Annotated in this window: 15 protein-coding genes and 1 pseudogene; 7 read left to right on the top strand and 9 right to left on the bottom strand. The window is 63.5% G+C overall.

Annotated features, from left to right (window positions below):
- Window positions 1-129 precede the first annotated feature (129 nt).
- Window positions 130-1,590 (top strand): glycosyltransferase family 39 protein, encoded by a 1,461-nt coding sequence (locus tag ACH0AE_RS02855; protein ID WP_294443192.1) that lies wholly within the window; start codon window positions 130-132, stop codon window positions 1,588-1,590.
- Here ACH0AE_RS02855 and ACH0AE_RS02850 read toward each other — a convergent pair.
- The 6 genes and pseudogenes from ACH0AE_RS02850 to ACH0AE_RS02825 form a co-directional block, all read right to left on the bottom strand.
- The gene (locus tag ACH0AE_RS02850; protein WP_294443191.1) at window positions 1,551-2,417 is read right to left on the bottom strand and encodes a hypothetical protein; all 867 of its coding nucleotides are present in this window, start codon (window positions 2,415-2,417) and stop codon (window positions 1,551-1,553) included. The genes ACH0AE_RS02855 and ACH0AE_RS02850 overlap by 40 nt on opposite strands.
- A 5-nt stretch (window positions 2,418-2,422) precedes the next feature.
- Window positions 2,423-3,748: a lipopolysaccharide biosynthesis protein gene (locus ACH0AE_RS02845; protein WP_294443190.1), complete on the bottom strand. Its 1,326-nt coding sequence runs from the start codon at window positions 3,746-3,748 to the stop codon at window positions 2,423-2,425.
- Window positions 3,745-4,428: a nucleoside triphosphate hydrolase gene (locus tag ACH0AE_RS02840; protein ID WP_294443189.1), complete on the bottom strand. Its 684-nt coding sequence runs from the start codon at window positions 4,426-4,428 to the stop codon at window positions 3,745-3,747. Before ACH0AE_RS02840 ends, ACH0AE_RS02845 begins: the two co-directional genes overlap by 4 nt.
- A 29-nt stretch (window positions 4,429-4,457) precedes the next feature.
- Window positions 4,458-5,135 (bottom strand): nucleoside triphosphate hydrolase, encoded by a 678-nt coding sequence (locus tag ACH0AE_RS02835; RefSeq protein ID WP_294443187.1) that lies wholly within the window; start codon window positions 5,133-5,135, stop codon window positions 4,458-4,460.
- 189 nt (window positions 5,136-5,324) lie between these two features.
- Window positions 5,325-6,680: an AsmA-like C-terminal region-containing protein gene (locus tag ACH0AE_RS02830; RefSeq protein WP_294443212.1), complete on the bottom strand. Its 1,356-nt coding sequence runs from the start codon at window positions 6,678-6,680 to the stop codon at window positions 5,325-5,327.
- A 153-nt stretch (window positions 6,681-6,833) separates the two neighbouring features.
- A pseudogene (locus ACH0AE_RS02825) lies at window positions 6,834-7,175 on the bottom strand (asmA family protein); the annotation flags it as partial.
- 274 nt (window positions 7,176-7,449) lie between these two features.
- Here ACH0AE_RS02825 and ACH0AE_RS02820 point away from each other — a divergent pair.
- The 5 genes from ACH0AE_RS02820 to ACH0AE_RS02800 all read left to right on the top strand — a co-directional run bounded on the left by ACH0AE_RS02820 (window position 7,450) and on the right by ACH0AE_RS02800 (window position 12,502).
- Window positions 7,450-8,784, top strand: a complete 1,335-nt coding sequence (locus ACH0AE_RS02820) for a diguanylate cyclase (protein ID WP_294443186.1) — start codon at window positions 7,450-7,452, stop codon at window positions 8,782-8,784.
- A gap of 141 nt (window positions 8,785-8,925) precedes the next feature.
- Entirely contained in the window at window positions 8,926-10,440 is a 1,515-nt protein-coding gene (locus tag ACH0AE_RS02815) for an acetyl-CoA hydrolase/transferase family protein (protein WP_294443185.1), read from the top strand.
- Between the two features lie 185 nt (window positions 10,441-10,625).
- Window positions 10,626-11,198 carry a hypothetical protein gene (locus ACH0AE_RS02810; protein WP_294443184.1) on the top strand — a complete coding sequence of 191 codons (573 nt, stop codon included), beginning with the start codon at window positions 10,626-10,628 and terminating at the stop codon, window positions 11,196-11,198.
- 203 nt (window positions 11,199-11,401) lie between these two features.
- Window positions 11,402-11,707 (top strand): hypothetical protein, encoded by a 306-nt coding sequence (locus ACH0AE_RS02805; protein ID WP_294443183.1) that lies wholly within the window; start codon window positions 11,402-11,404, stop codon window positions 11,705-11,707.
- Window positions 11,708-11,797: 90 nt separating this feature from the next.
- Window positions 11,798-12,502: a hypothetical protein gene (locus ACH0AE_RS02800; RefSeq protein ID WP_294443182.1), complete on the top strand. Its 705-nt coding sequence runs from the start codon at window positions 11,798-11,800 to the stop codon at window positions 12,500-12,502.
- Window positions 12,503-12,573: 71 nt separating this feature from the next.
- Here ACH0AE_RS02800 and ACH0AE_RS02795 read toward each other — a convergent pair whose 3' ends face one another.
- Together ACH0AE_RS02795 and ACH0AE_RS02790 are read right to left on the bottom strand one after the other, a co-directional pair.
- Window positions 12,574-13,863: a ferric reductase-like transmembrane domain-containing protein gene (locus ACH0AE_RS02795; RefSeq protein WP_294443210.1), complete on the bottom strand. Its 1,290-nt coding sequence runs from the start codon at window positions 13,861-13,863 to the stop codon at window positions 12,574-12,576.
- A 326-nt stretch (window positions 13,864-14,189) separates the two neighbouring features.
- A complete protein-coding gene (locus ACH0AE_RS02790) occupies window positions 14,190-14,381 on the bottom strand; it encodes a hypothetical protein (protein ID WP_294443181.1) in 192 nt (63 codons plus the stop codon).
- 111 nt (window positions 14,382-14,492) lie between these two features.
- Between ACH0AE_RS02790 and ACH0AE_RS02785 the strand changes: the two genes are divergently transcribed.
- Window positions 14,493-15,917 carry a HEPN domain-containing protein gene (locus ACH0AE_RS02785; protein ID WP_406875424.1) on the top strand — a complete coding sequence of 475 codons (1,425 nt, stop codon included), beginning with the start codon at window positions 14,493-14,495 and terminating at the stop codon, window positions 15,915-15,917.
- Window positions 15,918-15,989: 72 nt separating this feature from the next.
- Here the strand turns inward: ACH0AE_RS02785 and ACH0AE_RS02780 are convergent, their stop codons facing one another.
- Complete coding sequence (locus tag ACH0AE_RS02780; RefSeq protein ID WP_294443179.1) at window positions 15,990-17,195, bottom strand: phage major capsid protein; 1,206 nt, start codon at window positions 17,193-17,195, stop codon at window positions 15,990-15,992.
- Window positions 17,196-17,229: the final 34 nt, after the last annotated feature.

Raw genomic sequence — 17,229 nt, 5'->3', positions numbered from 1 at the left:
ACAGTGGCCACAGAGGCACTTCCAAGGCATCAGCAGTGAGACTCGTTCAAGGCACCGAGCATCCGCTGGTGCGGTTTTTTGCTTGTTGCTAATATGTTGCAACACGTATGAAGGTCCAGCCAGATTTCAATGCAAGCCGTCGCGAATGTTGAGGGTGGAGGCCCGCAGGGGCACCCGCCGCAGAATCACCATGGCCGGGGAGAATGGACGCCACGGGCACGCCGCCTGGCCCTGTCCGCCGCCATTGTCGTCCTGCTGATGATGCTGGGACGGCTGTGGTGGCTTCCAGCGCACGCCTCGCTGAACGTCAACGAAGGCTGGAACGCTGGCCATGTGGCCCGGGCCTTTGGTGAAGGCTTGCTCTATCCCTCGCCGGACGCATTGTTCGCGAACAATTACCCTCCGCTGTCATTTTTCGTCGTCAGCTTGGTAGAGCCGATCGTCGGCGACGCAATCCTCGCTGGCCGGATCGTGTCGCTGTTGAGCCAGATGGCGGTCGGCGTGGCAATTTACATCATTGCCGGACGATTGGTGCCAGATCGGCTTTTTGCCGCCGCCGCCGCGGGATTGTTCGCCGCGCTGAGCGTCACCATCCTACGCAAGTATCTCGCGATGAATGATCCGCAGTGGCTGGGCCAGGCGTTCATGGCCTGGGCTCTGGTGTTGATGGTGCCGCGTCGTGCCGATGCAGGGCTTAGTGCCGGCACGGTGATCGCAGCCGCCGCTCTCGTGGTTGCTGGCGGCCTGGTGAAGCACAACCTCGTCGCCATCCCCATCGCCGTAACGTTGTGGCTCTGGTTCACGGATCGCCGCTCGCTTTGGATCTGGGTCTCGTCGGGCGCGGTCATTGCCGCTGCGGCGCTGGGGGGGCTCTACGTGATCTGGGGCGAAGATGTGTTCGCGCAGGTGCTGGGGCCTGCGCGGAGCTATTCGCTGCGCCGAATGCTCGTCCACGGCGTTCCGTTGCTGATGTTCATTCTGCCCGGTGTGCTCGCGGCGCGTCCACTGCTCGCCGCTTGGCGGTCTGACACCCGGCTCCTGTTGCCGTTGCTGTTTCTTGGTGCCGCCGTGCCCACGGCTTTCCTCCAGCGTTCGGGCGCCGGCGTGGACATCAATGCGATGTTCGAAACGATGATTGCCTTTTCGATCGTCGTGCCGATCGGGTCTTCATTGCGGACGGAAAGGCCATGGCGGTGGTTTGCACTGGCGCTGGTCCCGCCGATTGCCTTCCTCCCCGTGGCGGCAGCGGCGGATGTGAGGGAACTCGCCGGGCGCGGCGAGTCAGAGCGCCATTGGCGCCCCTTCATCGAGCAGATCGCCCGGGCAGACGGACCCGTGGCGTGTGACGATCAATCGATCTGCCATTGGGCGGGCCGGCAAAGTGCGCTCGATTTCTTCGCGCTCAAGCAGCGCCTGGTGAAGGGGGACCAGCCGGCACTCACCGAGGCACTAGCGCGCAAGGAGATCGCGATGATCGCGATGCGCAGCAGCAATCCGGGGTGGCACGAGAATCGCCTGATCCCCGCGATCCGCAAGCACTATCGTACGGTCTACGAGGCAGACGGTACCGAACTGCTGGTGCCGAGATAGAGCGTCGCCAGCTCAGCAAGCCGGCTGCGGATGTCATCAGGCAGTGCAAAGGTATCGCGTGCGTAGCTGAACTTGCCTGAAGCGTTGCGCGCGACGAGATCGTCGTGGAACTGCCCCATCAGGCCGTTCAGCGTCGCAAGCCACCGGGCCATGGTTTGATGCTCTTCCGCCGGATAGAGCGTGCGCATGTCGTCGTGGAAGGAAACCTGACGGCTGATCACCTTGCGGCCGGCGTGGAACGCGTGTGCGCCGATGGTGGGCGCTGCCAGCAGCGGCTGGAGCGATGCCATCTCCGCCAAGGTGAAGCGCCGGAAGCCCGCCGCACCGCTGGGCACGAAGCGATCCGCTTCGCGCGTCAGCAGCCGCCATGTCGGCGCCTTCAGGAGGAAGGACAGCCTGCTCGCCTGTTGCTGCACCTCGGCAGGGCCCTTCACTTTGACGGCGTCCTGCAGCTCACCCATCACGAGGGTTACCAGCGACAGCATCTTGGGGGAGCGATGCTGTTGCGAATAGAGGAAGAAGGCAAAGCGCAGGTGTTTGAAGCGCGCGCGCACCTGCTTGAACCAGTGCCGCTGCGCTTCATCGATGGTCTCGCCCCGCCGCAGCCGCGCGGCGAGCGCGATCAGGCCCGCACGATCGAAGCCGAGCTGCCATAGCTGCCGCGACAGGCGGAAGCCTTCGATAAAGCGCTCCGGCGGGTAGTCGAGCGTCACGGCTCGGGGCAGCGCCGCTTGCAGATCGATCAGGTCGTTGACGTCGATGGCTGAGACGAGCGCGTCGAGCGTCTGCGCGCCATAGGCTCCTTCTTCCAACGCGGCGCGGCGCAACGGCGTCATGCCGGCACGGCCCAAGGCAGGCTGGCGCGATGACGGTAGGCACTGATCGTCGGCACCAGCATGCACAGCGCGACCGCGATGCTGCCGGCGAGGTAGGCGACACCCGCCCCCTCCAGGCCGTAGGCATGGGTCAGGCCCGCAAGCAGGGCGAGGTAGATGATCACCGCCACCAGTTGGGCGAGGAATGCGGCCGTCTGACGCTGCGCCATGTAGAGCAGCGATTCCAACGGGAAGAAGGCCATCGCGACGACGAGAGAGACCGCCATCAGCTTCAACAGGTCATAGGCCTCAAGGTACCGTTGCCCGAAGACGAGGCCGATGAGCGGCTTTCCGCCGATCAGCACCAGCCCGACGATGGCCAGGCCGGTCAGCCCGGCCAGGGCACCGGCGCGCACCCCCAGCAGCCAGGGGCGCGGCTCGCGGGGATCGAGGCGCATGATCTCCGGGTAATAGCCGCGGCGAAGAAGGTCCGCCGGCTTAGCCGCGGAGTCGAGCAGGGTGCTGGCGATCTTGTAGAGGCCGGCGGCGACCGGGCCGAGGATGGCAGCGACCACGAGATTGCTGAGCGGGCCCCATGCGGCATAGACCGAGTGGGCCGCATTGGTCGTCCAGACGAACGCCCATGCGCCCGGCAGACGTCGCGCGGTGCCGAACAATCCCGGCTTCAGCGCGTCCAGCATATCGCGCCGCTTCAGCTCACGAACGGCATAGGCCCAAAGCACGAGATCGCCGAGCAGGTCGGACAAATACCAGGTGATGACGAACCCGACGAAGCCGAGATCGGCAAAATAGGAGAGGACGGCGCCTGCAGCCCGCAGCACGGGGGTGACGATCTGCTGGCCGGCGATGAGGTCGAACCGGTCAAGCACGCGAAGCGCGCCTGTGGCGGTTGCCGCGGACATGGTCGGCACCAGGGTGCAATATGCGATCGCCAGCGGCAGCATGCGTTGGTCGATGCCGAACCGTTCCGCCAGCCAGGGCAAGGCGATGATCGCACCGACCATGCCGATCAAGCCGCTCGCAATGTCGAGGCCGAACGAGAAGCGGATGACGTCGCGCGCCTTGTCAACGTTGCCATGGTGAAGCGCCGGCGTCGCTTCCCGCACGATGAACTGCCACGTCTGAAACTTTGCGAGACCGCCCGCCGTATGGGCGTAGCTGTGAACGATCATCAGCACGCCGAAGATGGTGGGTGTCAGCGCGCGGCCGGCGCAGGCAAAAGCGAGCAGGCTGAACAACGCGCCTGCCAGCTTGCCGGAAATGAGATAGCCCGCGTTGCGCAGCACTGTGCGGAAGACGCCATCGGCGAACCACTTTCTCATCGGCGCAGAACGGGCGCGATCGCCGCCTTCGCCTGCGCGATCACCTCATCCAGCGGCAGCGTGGAATCGATATCGACGATCGGCGCGCCATTGAAGGTGAGGCGCGGCACGTCCGCGATCTTCGTCTCGAGCGAGGAGGGTCGATGATCGGGCTTGCGCTTGAGCGCAGTGGCAAGATCAACGTTCAGCCGCACGACCAGATCGGGGCGATATTGCTCCATCCACTCGTAATGCGCCCGCTCGCGGCGTGCGAGCAGCGCGGGAAGGCCGGTGGGATGAGCCCGGGCGAGGCCAAGTCCATCCATCGGACCAGGCACGGCGATCTGCGGGAAGCGATCGGCAAGGATCGCGATCCCGCGCCGACGCGCGGCGAGCATGCGGCGGAACCGGCGCACGCGGCGCATCGAGAAGGCGAAGATCACCATTGCGGCCAGCGTATCCGGCCGATCGCTGTCAGGCGCGATCCCGGCCTTCTTCACGATCGTCTTGTCGAGGCGCTTGCCAACCAGCGGCCACCGCGCGATCGCCCGCCCGATGTGCCCGGTCTGCTTGCCGAGATGATGGAGTTCGGTGGGGCGCTGCTCCTGCATCCATGGCAGCAGCGCATTGGCGACGGTCGACTTGCCCGATCCATCGGTTCCCACGATGGCGATCAATGGCGCCAGGCTCGGTTCGGTCATTGCATCTCTGTTCGGCAGGATCGCGCGGTTCAGGCGATGGCGGCGCGAACCGCATCGAGCGCCTGCTGGCGCAGCTGCTCATAAGGAGCGCGCGCGTCCAGATCAACAATAGGGGCGCCGCCGAAGCGGAGCAGCGGCGTCGCTGCCACCTTGCGGGCGAGCAGCGCGCGATCATGATCCGGCTTGCGCGCTGCGGCCGTCTCCACGTCGACATTGAGGCGAATCACCAATGTGGGGCGATAGCTCGCCATCCACTCGTACATCCGCCGCTCGCGCGCCGCTAGCCGGGCGACGGCGGGGCTATCCGCCTTGGCTGCCGACAGTCCGGGGCCGTCATAGAAACCGGGCACTTCGACCTGCGGATAGCGATCGGTGATCACGGTGACGCCGCTGTCGCGCATGGCGAGCGCACGGCGAAAACGGCGGCGACGGAGCAGAGAGAACCCGTAGACGACCAACGCGGTAGCCAGCCCGGGAATACGATCCTCCTTCGAACGCGTCCGCTCAGCCTTCTTTGCCAGCCGCTTCTCGATCGGCGCACCGATCACGGGAAGTTCGCGGATACGCGCGCCGAGGGTTCCGGAGCCAAGGCCGAGATACGTCGTGCCCACCAGGCGCTCGTTGCCGAGGACACGAAGTAGATCCGCCGTCAGGGTCGTCTTGCCGGATCCGTCGCAACCGACAATCGCGATTAACGGCGCAGGCATCGCAGGTCCGCGCAGCTTAGAAATGTAACCTGAACAAACCAAGGCGTCGGCCCGCGGGCGCGATGTGCCGTCCCTGCTGGCCATGATCTGATCGAAGGATGGGCCGCGCGCGACATGTGCGCCATATAGTGCCGCCGCGGGGCAGCGCTACTACCGCATTGCAGCATTCACCATTGGTGCTCAGGTCGATCAGCGGAGCACCCGCGCGGAGAGCCGCTCGCAATCCGCGTCCTGCGCCACCGGCCCTTGTCGGCCTGTAATCGCGCGGCCGAGTGCCTTGAACACGTTGCCGACAGACTTGACCTCGGGCGGAACGACGATGTCAGGCCTGCTGAGCGTGCCCGTCATCGTCGCTGACCCAGGCAGGCGGAGGATGGCGTCGCGTTTCGGCGCGCCGGTCAGGCGGATCGATAATGCTTCCTGCGGGAACGTGAGCGTTCCGGTGCCGTCAAGGCGGCTTTGTGCGGTGTCGGCCACGAATGGGCCCGCGCGGCCGCGCCCGCCGCGAAGCGTGAAGCCCGCGACCACGCAGCGCAGCGCCGCGCGATCATCGCTGCCGGCAAGGATCGCGCGCCCGGCGTCGAAGCCAAGCGCAGCGGCGATCTCGGTTGGCAAGGCACCGTCCCGTGCGACGATCCCGATGCGCCCGTCCGCTTTTCCGACCGCCTCGCGGATTGTGCTGCCGCGGCCGGCGAGCACTGCCCGGCCGTCGACACGGCCGGTCACGGTGCCGCCGCCCCCGCCAAGCGCGGGAATGCTGCTGTCGATGAGCTTCAGATCGAGCCGAACGAGCGGGACGGGCCCATTATCACCTTGGTCGACCACCGCGCGTCCCGTGATGTAGCCGCGGCGCAGGCCAATCCTCAACGGGGCGATCGTCAGCACGCGATGGTCGAGTACCAACGTCCCCGCCATGTTCGTCAACGAGGACGGCCCCTCGCGACTGACGATCCTGTCCACACGAAAGTTTATGCGCCCGTCAGTGCGCCCCACCTTCGCGAGGTTCACCCGGGTGTCCGGGACGATGCGTGGGCCGAGCGCCTGTTCCTTCGCGGCCGCTCGGGCCAGGCCTTCGTCCGACGACAGGTCGGCAAAATCCATCTGACGCGAGCGGACGGTCCCGTCGAGCTTGCTGCGCCCGTCGACCTTGTTGACAGTGAGCGTGCCGCTGATGTCGGATCGCCCGATCCGTCCGTTCAGCCGGTCGATCAGCCAGCGTTGCGGTTCGCGCCGCACGTGCGCCGACAGGGACACCGGCTGGCTCTGAAACAGGCCCGCCTCGATCACCGCATCGATCAAGGCGAGGTCTGCTGCTTCTGCCGTCACATCAAGCGTCATGCGGCTGGTATCCAGCGGAGCGGCCATCACGCCCTTGGCATGCATGCGGAGTTGATCGCCGGCGATCCGCGCGTCGAACGGCCAGCCACCCTGACGATTGCCTGTCACGGCCGGCGCGCGAAGCGTCACGTCCACCTTCGCGCCGCGAACTACGCCTGGCCCGGAAAGACGAAGACCCTGCGTGTCCGAAGTGACCGCTAGGTTCACCTGTCGCTCCCGTTTCGCGTCGCGATATATCAGGCGCGATCGCCGAACGGTCAGGCCCTCGAGCGTGCTCTGCCCGGATTTACCTGTGCGTCTCTCATCACGCCAGTTTTCGCGTCCGTCCTTTGCGCGAACGAGGTGGACCTGCGCTCCATCGACGGTGATCTCGCGCGGGCTCAACTTACCGATCAGAAGGGGGAGCGCCGGGAAGCTGACCTGGATTTGCTCTGCGCGAACCAGATCGTTCCTGCCCGCCCAGCCCGGACCAGGAATGCGCACGTCACGCAGGGCAATCGTCGGGGTGAAACCGAAGCGGTCGACGCGCTCCATCGCGCCGATCCGCACCGGGCGTTCGAACCGCGCGGTCAGGCGCTGTTCGGCGATCCTCTTGAAGATTCCCCACGGGAACGCGGCGAGAAGCAGTGCAAGCGCGGCCAGCGTGATGGCAAAGAACCCGATCGCGAGATGGACGCGACGGTCGAAAAAGTGGCGGCGCATCGCAGCGAGACGCGCCTCATCGTGGTTCGTTCCGGTGGTGAAAGGAAAATGCGGCTCGAGCGGCTTGCCGCGTAAGGGTTGACCCGGTGTTGCGCCAACTCGTACCTCGATCTCGGATAAGCGAGGCGGCGCCGATCAGATCGCGACCGGCTTTGTCCAGGAGAGGCGGCCATGGTTTGGCCGAACTGTCCTTCACTTCACTTTTCCGGAGTAGGGTTCGCTGGCGGACGGGAACGGTTGCCTTTGGACCGCCATGATACCTATGTCGTCTACGATGTCAGTTGAGGATGCCGCCGAGCGCAGGGTTGCGCTTCTGCGCGGGGTGGTTGCCGATCACGGCGGCGCGATGGTCGCCGCCTTTTACGACAAGCTGCTGGAAGATGAGCAGGCGCAGGCATTTCTGAACCATTCGGTCGTGCATAGTCGGCTCAGTGCCTCCTTGCTGGAATGGTTGTCAGCGCTGTTCGATGCCGATGACATTCGCTCGTCCGCCGCATTGCAGGAGCGGCAGAAGGTGATCGGCGAGGTTCATGCGCGGATCAAGATCCCCATTCATCTGGTGATGGAGGGGGCGATGGCGATCAAGGCGGATTGCGCGCGCCTGCTGGCCGCCCGCGCGGCCACCCCGCGCGAGGCGCTGGGGGCGCTTCAACTTGCATATGAACGGATCGACACCTCGATTCTGTTGATGAGCCAGGCCTACGTCAACGACACTGCGGCCCGTGCTCGGCTCGATGAAGCCTATCGCCTGTTTTCGATCGATCAGGACGTGTCGACGGAAAAGGAGGCGCAGAAGGCCAGCCTCATGGAATGGAGCCAGAAAACGCTCTTCACATTGCTGCGCGGCGGCGACGGCGGTTTGGAACGGCTGGCGGAATCGCCGTTTGGCCTGTGGCTTCGGCACCGCGCGAGCTTCATGTTCGACAAGTCCGGCCTGTTTCAGGATCTGATGGCCGAGACGCAGAAGATCGATCGACTGCTGCTCCCCCAATTGGAAGGCGACGCTCGCACCAATCGCCAGGTGGAGACGCTGACCGCGCTTCAGGCCGCCGTCGGCCGGGTATCATTTCTGCTCAACGAGTTGTTTCAAAGCTTGGCCGCCATGGAGAGCGGGCGTGATCCGCTGACCCGTGCGCTCAATCGCCGGTTCCTCCCAGCGATCCTCGGACGGGAGATCGCCTTTTCCAACGAACACGACAGTCCCTTGTGCATTATCCTGCTGGACGTGGATCACTTCAAGCAGATCAACGATCGTTTCGGCCATCAGACGGGCGACATGGTGCTGCGCGAAGTGGCGCAGATCGTGATGGATCAGGTGCGGCCGAGCGACTTCGTCTTCCGCTATGGCGGAGAGGAATTCCTCATCGTGCTGAACGAGACGGGTGTCGAGCAGGCGAGGGCTGTTGCCGAGCGGATACGTTGCGCGCTGCAACAGAGCGCAATCGAGGCGAGCGCCGGCGAAGAATTGCGTGTCACCGCTTCGTTCGGGGTGGCGGCGCACGGCGGACACCCTGATCAGAAGTACCTGATCAAGGTTGCCGATGACGCCCTTTATGCCGCCAAGGCGGAAGGCCGAAACCGGGTCGTCGTGTCGGATAACTGCCACTAGGCACCGCCTGCCGAAGCTGGCAGCCAAGCCACTGAATTCGTTACGATAGCGAACCGATTCGAATTGTTTACGGGGTCTCCCGTTCTTTCGCGTCGCTATCCTCACTGATAAACGAGCGTCTCCAACCTGGAGTGTATGTGCGTGTCTGATCGTATTGCCTGTGTCCCGCTTCGTTCCCGTGTGACGGATGCCGAAACAGCGGCTGCCCTGATCCAGCCGGGTGAGACGGTGGGCGCCAGCGGCTTCACCGGGTCGGGCTATCCCAAGGCGGTGCCCCAGGCGCTTGCCCGCCGGATTGCGGCGGAGCACGAGGCAGGTCGGGATTTCCGCATCAATCTGTGGACGGGCGCATCCACCGGTCCGGAGCTAGATGGTGCGCTGGCCGCCGTCGACGGCATCGCGCAGCGCCTGCCGTACAGTTCGGATCCGGTTGCACGAGAGAAGATCAACCGCGGCGAGATCGATTATCTCGACATGCATCTCAGCCAGGTTGCACCGATGGCTTGGGAAGGCGTGATCGGAACGCTCGACACCGCGGTCGTGGAGGTCACCGGAATTCGGCCGGATGGATCGCTGATTCCCTCGTCCTCCGTTGGCAATAACAAGACGTGGCTCGACCGCGCGAAGCGCGTGATTCTCGAGGTCAACCGCTGGCAGAATGCCGCGCTCGAGGGGATGCACGACATCTACTACGGCACGCGCTTGCCGCCGGATCGCGTGCCCATTCCGCTCGTTCGTCCGGACGATCGCATCGGCACCCCTTATCTCGCCTGTGACCCGGACAAGATCGTCGCGATTGTCGAAACGGACTCGCCGGATCGTAATCTGCCGTTCGCCGCGCCGGACGACACTGCGCTGGCCATCGCTGGCCATATCATCGAGTTCCTGACTCATGAAGTGAGGCGCGGACGGTTGCCCGCATCGCTGCTGCCGATCCAGTCGGGCGTCGGCAACATTGCCAATGCAGTGCTCTCGGGCCTGATCGATGCACCGTTCGAACCGATGACTGCCTATACCGAGGTCATTCAGGACGGGATGCTCGACCTGCTCGATTCCGGAAAGTTGCGCATGGCGTCAGCGACGGCCTTCTCGCTTAGTCCTCAGGCCGCCGAGCGGCTGAATGCGGACATGGCGCATTATGCTGATCGCATGATCCTGCGCCCGCAGGAAATCAGCAATCACCCGGAGCTCGTTCGACGGCTCGGCTGCATCGCCATGAACGGCCTGATTGAGGCTGACATATACGGCAACGTCAACTCGACGCTGGTGATGGGCTCGCGAATCCAGAACGGGATCGGGGGCTCGGGCGATTTCGCGCGCAACGCCTATGTGTCGATCTTCATGACGCCGTCGACCGCCAAGGGCGGCAAGATCTCCGCAATCGTGCCGCAGGTTAGCCACGTCGATCACATCATGCAGGACGTGCAGGTGATCGTCACGGAACAGGGACTTGCCGATCTGCGCGGGCTGAGTCCGCGGCAGCGGGCCGACGTCGTCATCGAACGCTGCGCCCATCCGGATTTCCGGCCCGAGTTGCACCATTATGCGCAGCGTGCGCGTGAAGGCGCCTATGGTCTTCATGCGCCGTCGCTCCTCAGCGAGGCGCTCTCCTGGCATCGCCGTTTCATCGAAACCGGAACGATGCGTTCCGCCTGAGGTTCGTTGCACGCGCCTGGCGGTGGATCGCGGATCTGCTGCCAGGTATCTCAGGTGTCGTCTTCCGAAGCGCGACGCGCCGCCGCATCACCGCCACCCGGCTTTGCAGGAGCTTGAGATTGTCTGACGACGTGCCTTCTCTACGATCCCCATTCGCCGGTCGGTCCGGAATTGTCGGTCGCGCGATGCTCTGCGCTTCGCTGGTCGGCGCTGCACTGTTCGCCGGCATGCCTGCCGCCGCAAAGGAATATGCCACTCGCGACGTCGGCGCATGGAAAGTCGCGCCTAGCACCGACAAGCAAGGCTGCTTCATCACGCGAACCTTTGACGGCGCGCGCAATACCACGCTGCTACTCGGGCTGGACACCGATGGCAGCAACCGCCTGTCGCTCCTCAATCCGAATTGGTCGATCCGCCCCAAGGAGCAGCTGAAGCTGAACTTCCGGCTCTCCAACGCCGCTTTCCCGCGGCATCTGGCGGTGGGCATCGTCGCTGACGGCAAGCGGGGCTTCGTCACCAGCTTTGGCGGATCGTTCCCCAAGGTCTTTGCCGCCTCGGCCTTCCTCCACGTCAGCCGCGGCGACGTGCCGGTCGAGGAACTGCGGTTGGACGGCAGCGGCGCCGCGGTCGCTGAATTGCGCAAATGCGTCGATGCCTATCGCGGTGGCCCGGCTGTGGCTCCACGCGCGCCCGCCAACGACGGCCGCATTCCCGTGGATCCGTTCGCTGCAGATAAGAAGCGCGATTCGCGCAAGTAACGATCCGCCCCATTCTGTTCATCGCCGGTTAAGAGTAATGCGCACTGAAGCAAATGATCTGAGCGTGATCAGTTTAGTGCGATTACCATCAAGCTAAAACGCTCCATTTGGCTCATGATAGCCTCGGTCTGCCGCCGCGTCTATTGCCGCAAGGTAGCGATACGCGCTCCTTCGCGCGGCTACATAACCAAATGGATAGAGCGATGCTTCAAATTACCAAACTCGCCCCCGCAGCTGTGGTTCTGGTCGCCGCCACCGCGCTCGGCGGCTGTGCCACCAAATCCTATGTGCGTGAGCAGATCGCGCCGGTGAGCCAGCGCGTCGACGCGATCGAGACGCAGCTCCAGGCGACTGACGGCACTGCGAAGCAGGCGCTTGCCGAAGCGCAGGCGGCCTCCGGCCAGGCACAGCAGAACGGCCAGCGGCTAGACCAGATCAATGGCCGCGTCGACAGTGTCGAACAGCGCATGCAGGAGCAGGAGCGGCGGGGTAAGCGCCCGCGGCACTGATACAGCACCCACGCGTTTGCGAATTGCAGTCTGACTGAAGGGGGTGGCCGTCCTCAGGGAGGGGGCGGCCACCCTTTCACATGGGTAAAGATGATCAAGTTTCTACCGCTTCTCGCCGCCACCGCACTGATCGCCACTGCGGCCGATGCCGCACCGACCAAGAAGGCCAGTGCCAAATCCAAGAAGGCGTCACGGCCGCCTGCCGCGGCCAGTCGCCCAGTTGAGGTCAATCCCTCGCCGGATGCGCGGGTGGTCGCCGACTGGATATCCGCGTCGGGTGACAATCGCGGCTTGCCTTACGCTGTCCTCGACAAGAAGACGGCTTCGCTGATCCTCTATGACGCAAACGGGAAGCCGCTGGATCAGGTGCCGGTGCTGATCGGCATCGCCGCCGGCGACGATGCAAGCCCCGGGGTGGGCAGCAAGAAGCTAAGCGATCTCGGCCCGGCGGAGAAGACGACGCCCGCCGGCCGCTTCCTCGCGAAGTTCGGCTATGCCGCCGGGCGCCAGCGCGTGCTGTGGGTCGATTATACCAACAGTGTTGCGATACACCCGATCCCCGCAGACGCAGCGAAGAAGGAAAACAGACGCGGTCGCATGCTGTCGGAGACGCCGGATGACAACCGAATTACCTTTGGATGCATCAACGTGCCGCGCGCCTTTTACGGCAAACATGTCCAGCCCGTCTTCCAGAAGAAGGGCGGTTATGTGTACGTTCTACCTGACACGAAGCCCCTCGAAGAGGTTTTCCCGCGCCTACGCGTTCATAGCCTCGCGGTGCAGGCTGCGTCCTGAGCCTGACGGCGCCAGTCTATGCCTTCTTCGGCTGAGAACTGGGTTTGGCCTGACGCTTGTCAAATCGGTCGTCAGCGCAGAGCAAATAGCTCTTGATGAAAACGGCTGGCAGGCAGTCCTCTGGCCAGCATCGCCGCGCGTATCGATTCGCAGAAGTCGGCCGGCCCGCAGAACCATACCTCCGCGCCGCGCCAATCCGGCACCATCTCTTCAAGGTTTTGTACCGTGAGTTGCGGATCGGGCGGCGTAACCAGAAGATGAACGCGCGCTCCAGTTCGCCCCGCGAGCCTCGCCAGCCGCTTGAGCAAGCCTTCGTCTCTGTGGCGGGTTGAGTAGATCAGATCGATTTGCGGCCGTTCCTTCTGCTCCGCATAGCGTTCCAGTCCGGCAACAAAGGGCGCGATCCCGATGCCGCCCGCGATCCACAGCTGGCGGCGACCGCGATCGAAGTCGAAGCTGCCGTACGGCCCTTCGATCGTCACGGTCTGACCGGGGAAGAGCCGCTCGGGAAGCACGCGCGTGTAATCGCCCAGTTCCTTGATGCCAAAATGGAGCCGCCCATCATGGTGCCAGGCAGAAGCGATGGTGAAGGGATGCGGTGGCTCCCCGTCACCAAAATCGATGTAGGCGAACTGGCCGGCACGGTGCCCGGGCCAGGCGGTGGCCAGCGCGATCGTCAGTTCAAGAACGCCGCTGTCGCCATGATAGTTGACGTCCGCGATCGTGCCGGATGCCCGCCGATCCTTTCCGATGCGGCGAAAGAGGGACGCTAGCGCCGCGAGCGACGCTGCCGCCATCAATATGCCGATCACCGGACCAATCGGCGCCTGCCAATAGGCTCGCCCCATGAGGATCACGGCGTGAAAGACGAGCACGATGAAGACGATCGATAGCAGGCGATGCGTGCGGAGAAACAGGCGGTAGGGAAAGCGTTTCCACAGCGCGATGATGACGAGCGCGAGCAGAAAGTAGAGCGCTGGCTCAGCGACGCTAACCGCCGGTTCGCGCAGATTCCGGAAAAGATCGAACCCCGCTGTCGGGTCGATGGCAGGTCGCGGCCCACGGATCCGCGGCGCCAGCCACCCCCAACGGACAAAGCTGCGGGGAAGAATTTCGATCAACCAGTGAACGACGCCCAAGCTGGCGCCGGCAACGCCGAACCATTTGTGGAGCCGGTAGAATTTATCGAGCCCGCCTAGCGTGCTCTCGAACTGGACTGGCCGTGCCGCCAGAATAACCGCGGCCGACATGAAGCCGATCGCAAGGCAGCCAGTGTAATATAGGGCGTAGTTGCGGATCGCCCAGAAGGCGTCAGGGTTGTTGTTAGCCTGAACGCTCAGCGCCCATAGCAGGGTAAGCACGAGGAAGAGCAGAGCGAAGGCAAACGCAAGGCGCGTCCGGTACGGCAATGCGTCTCACCTCCCTGACCCGGACAGCGATGGTCGATCGAAGGAGTGACATGCGCCCATCGCAGGTGCGATCAGCAATTTTACGGAGCCCGCAGTGACGTCATGCTCTCCCCGGTTAATCAGGGCCGCAATCAAACCTACGGGATTCGGGACGGTGTGTGGCGGAGCGGGAGGGAGGCGAACTCTCACGGAAAACGTGGCCTAGATAGCGGAAGTCGGGTGAAGAGGGCGGAATTTCACCCGAGATGACAGCCGCGTGGATCGCCTGTCATTCCCGCTCAATCGTTCCCTTTTTGGGTCTGATGCAGGCACCACCCGCAGAGCTTGGTCTCGAAATACTCCTCGCGTTCCTCGAACTCCGGCAGATTGCCGCAGCGAATGCAAGCATAGCCCTCCGTCACAGCAACGTGCTTCCACCGGGCAGCGCTACTGCCTTGGTCGTCCATCTGCTTGTTCTTTGCGCCGCCCATCACCGACTCTCCTTCTGCATCATTGCGTGAACCGATGATGATGTCGCTTTCGCCGGTTGACCATCCCTCAACGACGATGTCTCGTGCCTTGAATTAGAAGAGGGGTCGATAATGGCAGCGCCACCGGGGATGAACGATCAATTTCGAGAGGATGGATTGTGGTGGCTGCCCGGCGGTGAGGACGATAAGGTGGCCGGTGAGCTAACCTTCAATCAAGAGGACGGGGCGGTACTCAAGCTTCTTGGCTCATTCGAGGGGAAGCCGTTCCGCCCCTTCCAGTCCGATCTGAAAGATCATCCGGTAATCTTGGGCGCGCTCAAGGACGGAAAAGCAGTTACACTTCTTGATTCACTGAACACCGGGAGACATGGCGCATTCTTCGGCGGTTTCGTTCGAGAAACGCACAAGCCTCACCTGACAGCGATAGGCTTGCATTTCGACAGCGAAGAAGAGGCTATTTTCACGAAGGGATATGTGCGGTTCGAGGATATTGAGGCTTGGCTGGGCGACCGCTTTTTCGACCTAGAGTTTCGAGACGATCACACAAGCTTAGACCTACACGTCAACCGCCGACGAGAAGCGCCACTCGGCAGCTTTGAAGAAGGTATTCTCACGTTCGGATCGAGCCTTTACACCGACCAAAGTGAAACCGACTATACGATCACGGCTCATAGTTACGTCAGCATAGAACCCTCTGAAAAGCGGTCGCTTGCATGGTTCTTTTCCGCCGCCAGCAAGATACAGAGCCTTGCGTCACTCTGTACCGGCAGGCACCTTCCTTTGCTCTCGTTGACCTTGGATGGGCCAGAAAAGAGAGTGTCGCCGGACAGGACACATCCAGCCGACGTTCGTGTGTACGCGCAGATGTCTCATTCGGAGTCACAGAAGGCGCGTCGCCATGACGTTCCATTGATTCGCGCCCATAATCTGACTGCGTACAACAGCAATGCATTTAAGGTCTGGTTCTCTTCCTATGATGAGATCGCCTCCGCGTTGCATTTGTTTTTCGCGGTTCAAGGCGCGAAGTGGATGTACATCAACGTGCGGTTCTTATTAGCGATCCAAGCGCTTGAGGTATTCCATCGATTGACGTGCGACGACACAATCATGGACGAAGCTGAGCATCAGGCTCTTCAAATCGCATTGTTGAAGGCCATCCCGCAGGGAACGCCGCCGAGGATGCGGAATAAGCTCGAGGGAACCTTACAGTTCTCCAATGAACCTAGTCTCATGCAACGCCTCAAGTCGATAATGACACAAGTGAGAGCAGAGTTCGGCGAGACGCCCGGGGGTTTCAGCAACTCATACTTGCACGCACTTGTGACTACGCGAAACTATTACACTCACTACTCCCCCGGCCTTGAAGGCAAAACGCTCGAGGGGACTGATATGCATTATGCCACGCGGCGGATTATTCTGCTCCTGACGGTGCTGCTATTGCTTCGACTGGGTATCGGCGCAGAGGGAGTGCGCGGCGCTCTCACGAATCATCGCGAGTTTCGAACGCTCTGGGACAAAGCAGGCGTTCCCAAATAAAGCGACGGGCGGGCAGTCCGCTGATCCCGGACGCCCGCCCATAGCCCTAGCTCACCACGGTAGTGGCCGCGATCAGGCGGCGACGCGCAGCAGCCGGATCGCGAATGGGTCGAGCACACCGCCGCCCACGCGCTTGGTGACGTAGAAGTTCACGTAAGGCTTGTTGGTGTACGGGTCGCGCAGCACGCGGGTGCCGATGCGGTCGTTGATGAGATACCCTGCCCGGAAGTCACCGAAGGCGATTGCGAGGTTGCCAGCCGTCGGCGCGGGCATCCCTTCGTCAATCTCCACCGGACGGCCCAGCAGCGTCGCGGGCTGGCCCACGATGAGGCTCTCGCGCCAGATCGGGCGACCATCGGCGTCCTTGATCTTGGCGATGAACGCCGCCGTCTGGCTGCTCATCAGCCAGGTCGCATTTTGGCGATAGGGAGCACCCAGCCCATAGAGGAAGTCGGTCAGAGCATCGAGGTCGATGTCAGCTTCCACGACTTCCAGCGCGCCGCCGGGGTGGGTGTTCTCGTTCGCGCCGCCGTCCACGTAGGTCAGGAACCCGGCGGGCTTGTTGGAGCCGTCGCCGGAGAGGAAGGCGATGCCCTCCTGACGGTTGAACTCGCGCTCGACGCTCTCCGCCAGCCAGTTCTCGACGTTGAGCGCCGCGTCGTCCAGCAGCCGCTGCGTCGCCGCCGGCATGGCGTAGATTTCGCCCGCCGCGAAGATGATGGGCGCGAGGCTCGTGGCGGTCGTGTTCGGGCGCGCCGCCGTCTCTCCCACCCAGCCCGATCCCCACTGGTCGAGGTTCCAGAGGGTGGAGTACGCGCCCACCGTGGTCGTGCGGACGGTCGCGAGGCGACGCATGGGCGAGGTCGCCCGCTGGCGCTCCTGCAACTTGCGATCCCATTCGACCGGCGCGAGATAGCCGCCGTCCGTGTTCGTGCCGACCGACATGGCGTTCTGCACGATGGCGCGGTCGCCCGTCGCGTTCGCGACCTTGAGCGCATCCTCACCGTCGCCCCGGCGGAAGTAGCTGGCGAAGGCGGTGGTGTAACTCGGGTCCACCGGGAGGGGCGAACCGATCAGGCCGACAGCGCCCGCGCCGCCGTTGATCTGCGCCTGCACGGCTTCCAGCGCCGCTTCGAGGTTGTCGGCCCGTTCGCGCTGCTGCGTGAAGTTGGTGCGGAGCGTTTCGTTCAGTTCGTTGAACATCCGCTCTTCGGTCGAAATGGCCAGAACGCGACCGCCGGAGCGGGCGAGCGCGATGGCAATGCCGTGGGTACGCATGAAGTCCTCCTTGATCGCGGAGGAGGATCGGCGC

Origin of the sequence: Sphingomonas sp. 179-A 2A2 NHS, assembly GCF_045371305.1 — a bacterium.
In the GTDB taxonomy this organism is placed as follows: Bacteria; Pseudomonadota; Alphaproteobacteria; order Sphingomonadales; family Sphingomonadaceae; genus Sphingomonas.
Note: the sequence above shows the minus strand (reverse complement) of the source record. Positions and strands in the feature narration are given on the sequence as shown.

Coding starts and splice junctions, on each gene's coding strand:
- ACH0AE_RS02855 (WP_294443192.1), top strand. CDS start 130: ATGCAAGCCGTCGCGAATGTTGAGGGTGGAGGCCCGCAGGGGCACCCG.
- ACH0AE_RS02845 (WP_294443190.1), bottom strand. CDS start 3,748: ATGAGAAAGTGGTTCGCCGATGGCGTCTTCCGCACAGTGCTGCGCAAC.
- ACH0AE_RS02840 (WP_294443189.1), bottom strand. CDS start 4,428: ATGACCGAACCGAGCCTGGCGCCATTGATCGCCATCGTGGGAACCGAT.
- ACH0AE_RS02835 (WP_294443187.1), bottom strand. CDS start 5,135: ATGCCTGCGCCGTTAATCGCGATTGTCGGTTGCGACGGATCCGGCAAG.
- ACH0AE_RS02820 (WP_294443186.1), top strand. CDS start 7,450: ATGTCAGTTGAGGATGCCGCCGAGCGCAGGGTTGCGCTTCTGCGCGGG.
- ACH0AE_RS02810 (WP_294443184.1), top strand. CDS start 10,626: ATGCTCTGCGCTTCGCTGGTCGGCGCTGCACTGTTCGCCGGCATGCCT.
- ACH0AE_RS02805 (WP_294443183.1), top strand. CDS start 11,402: ATGCTTCAAATTACCAAACTCGCCCCCGCAGCTGTGGTTCTGGTCGCC.
- ACH0AE_RS02800 (WP_294443182.1), top strand. CDS start 11,798: ATGATCAAGTTTCTACCGCTTCTCGCCGCCACCGCACTGATCGCCACT.
- ACH0AE_RS02790 (WP_294443181.1), bottom strand. CDS start 14,381: ATGGGCGGCGCAAAGAACAAGCAGATGGACGACCAAGGCAGTAGCGCT.
- ACH0AE_RS02785 (WP_406875424.1), top strand. CDS start 14,493: ATGGCAGCGCCACCGGGGATGAACGATCAATTTCGAGAGGATGGATTG.
- ACH0AE_RS02780 (WP_294443179.1), bottom strand. CDS start 17,195: ATGCGTACCCACGGCATTGCCATCGCGCTCGCCCGCTCCGGCGGTCGC.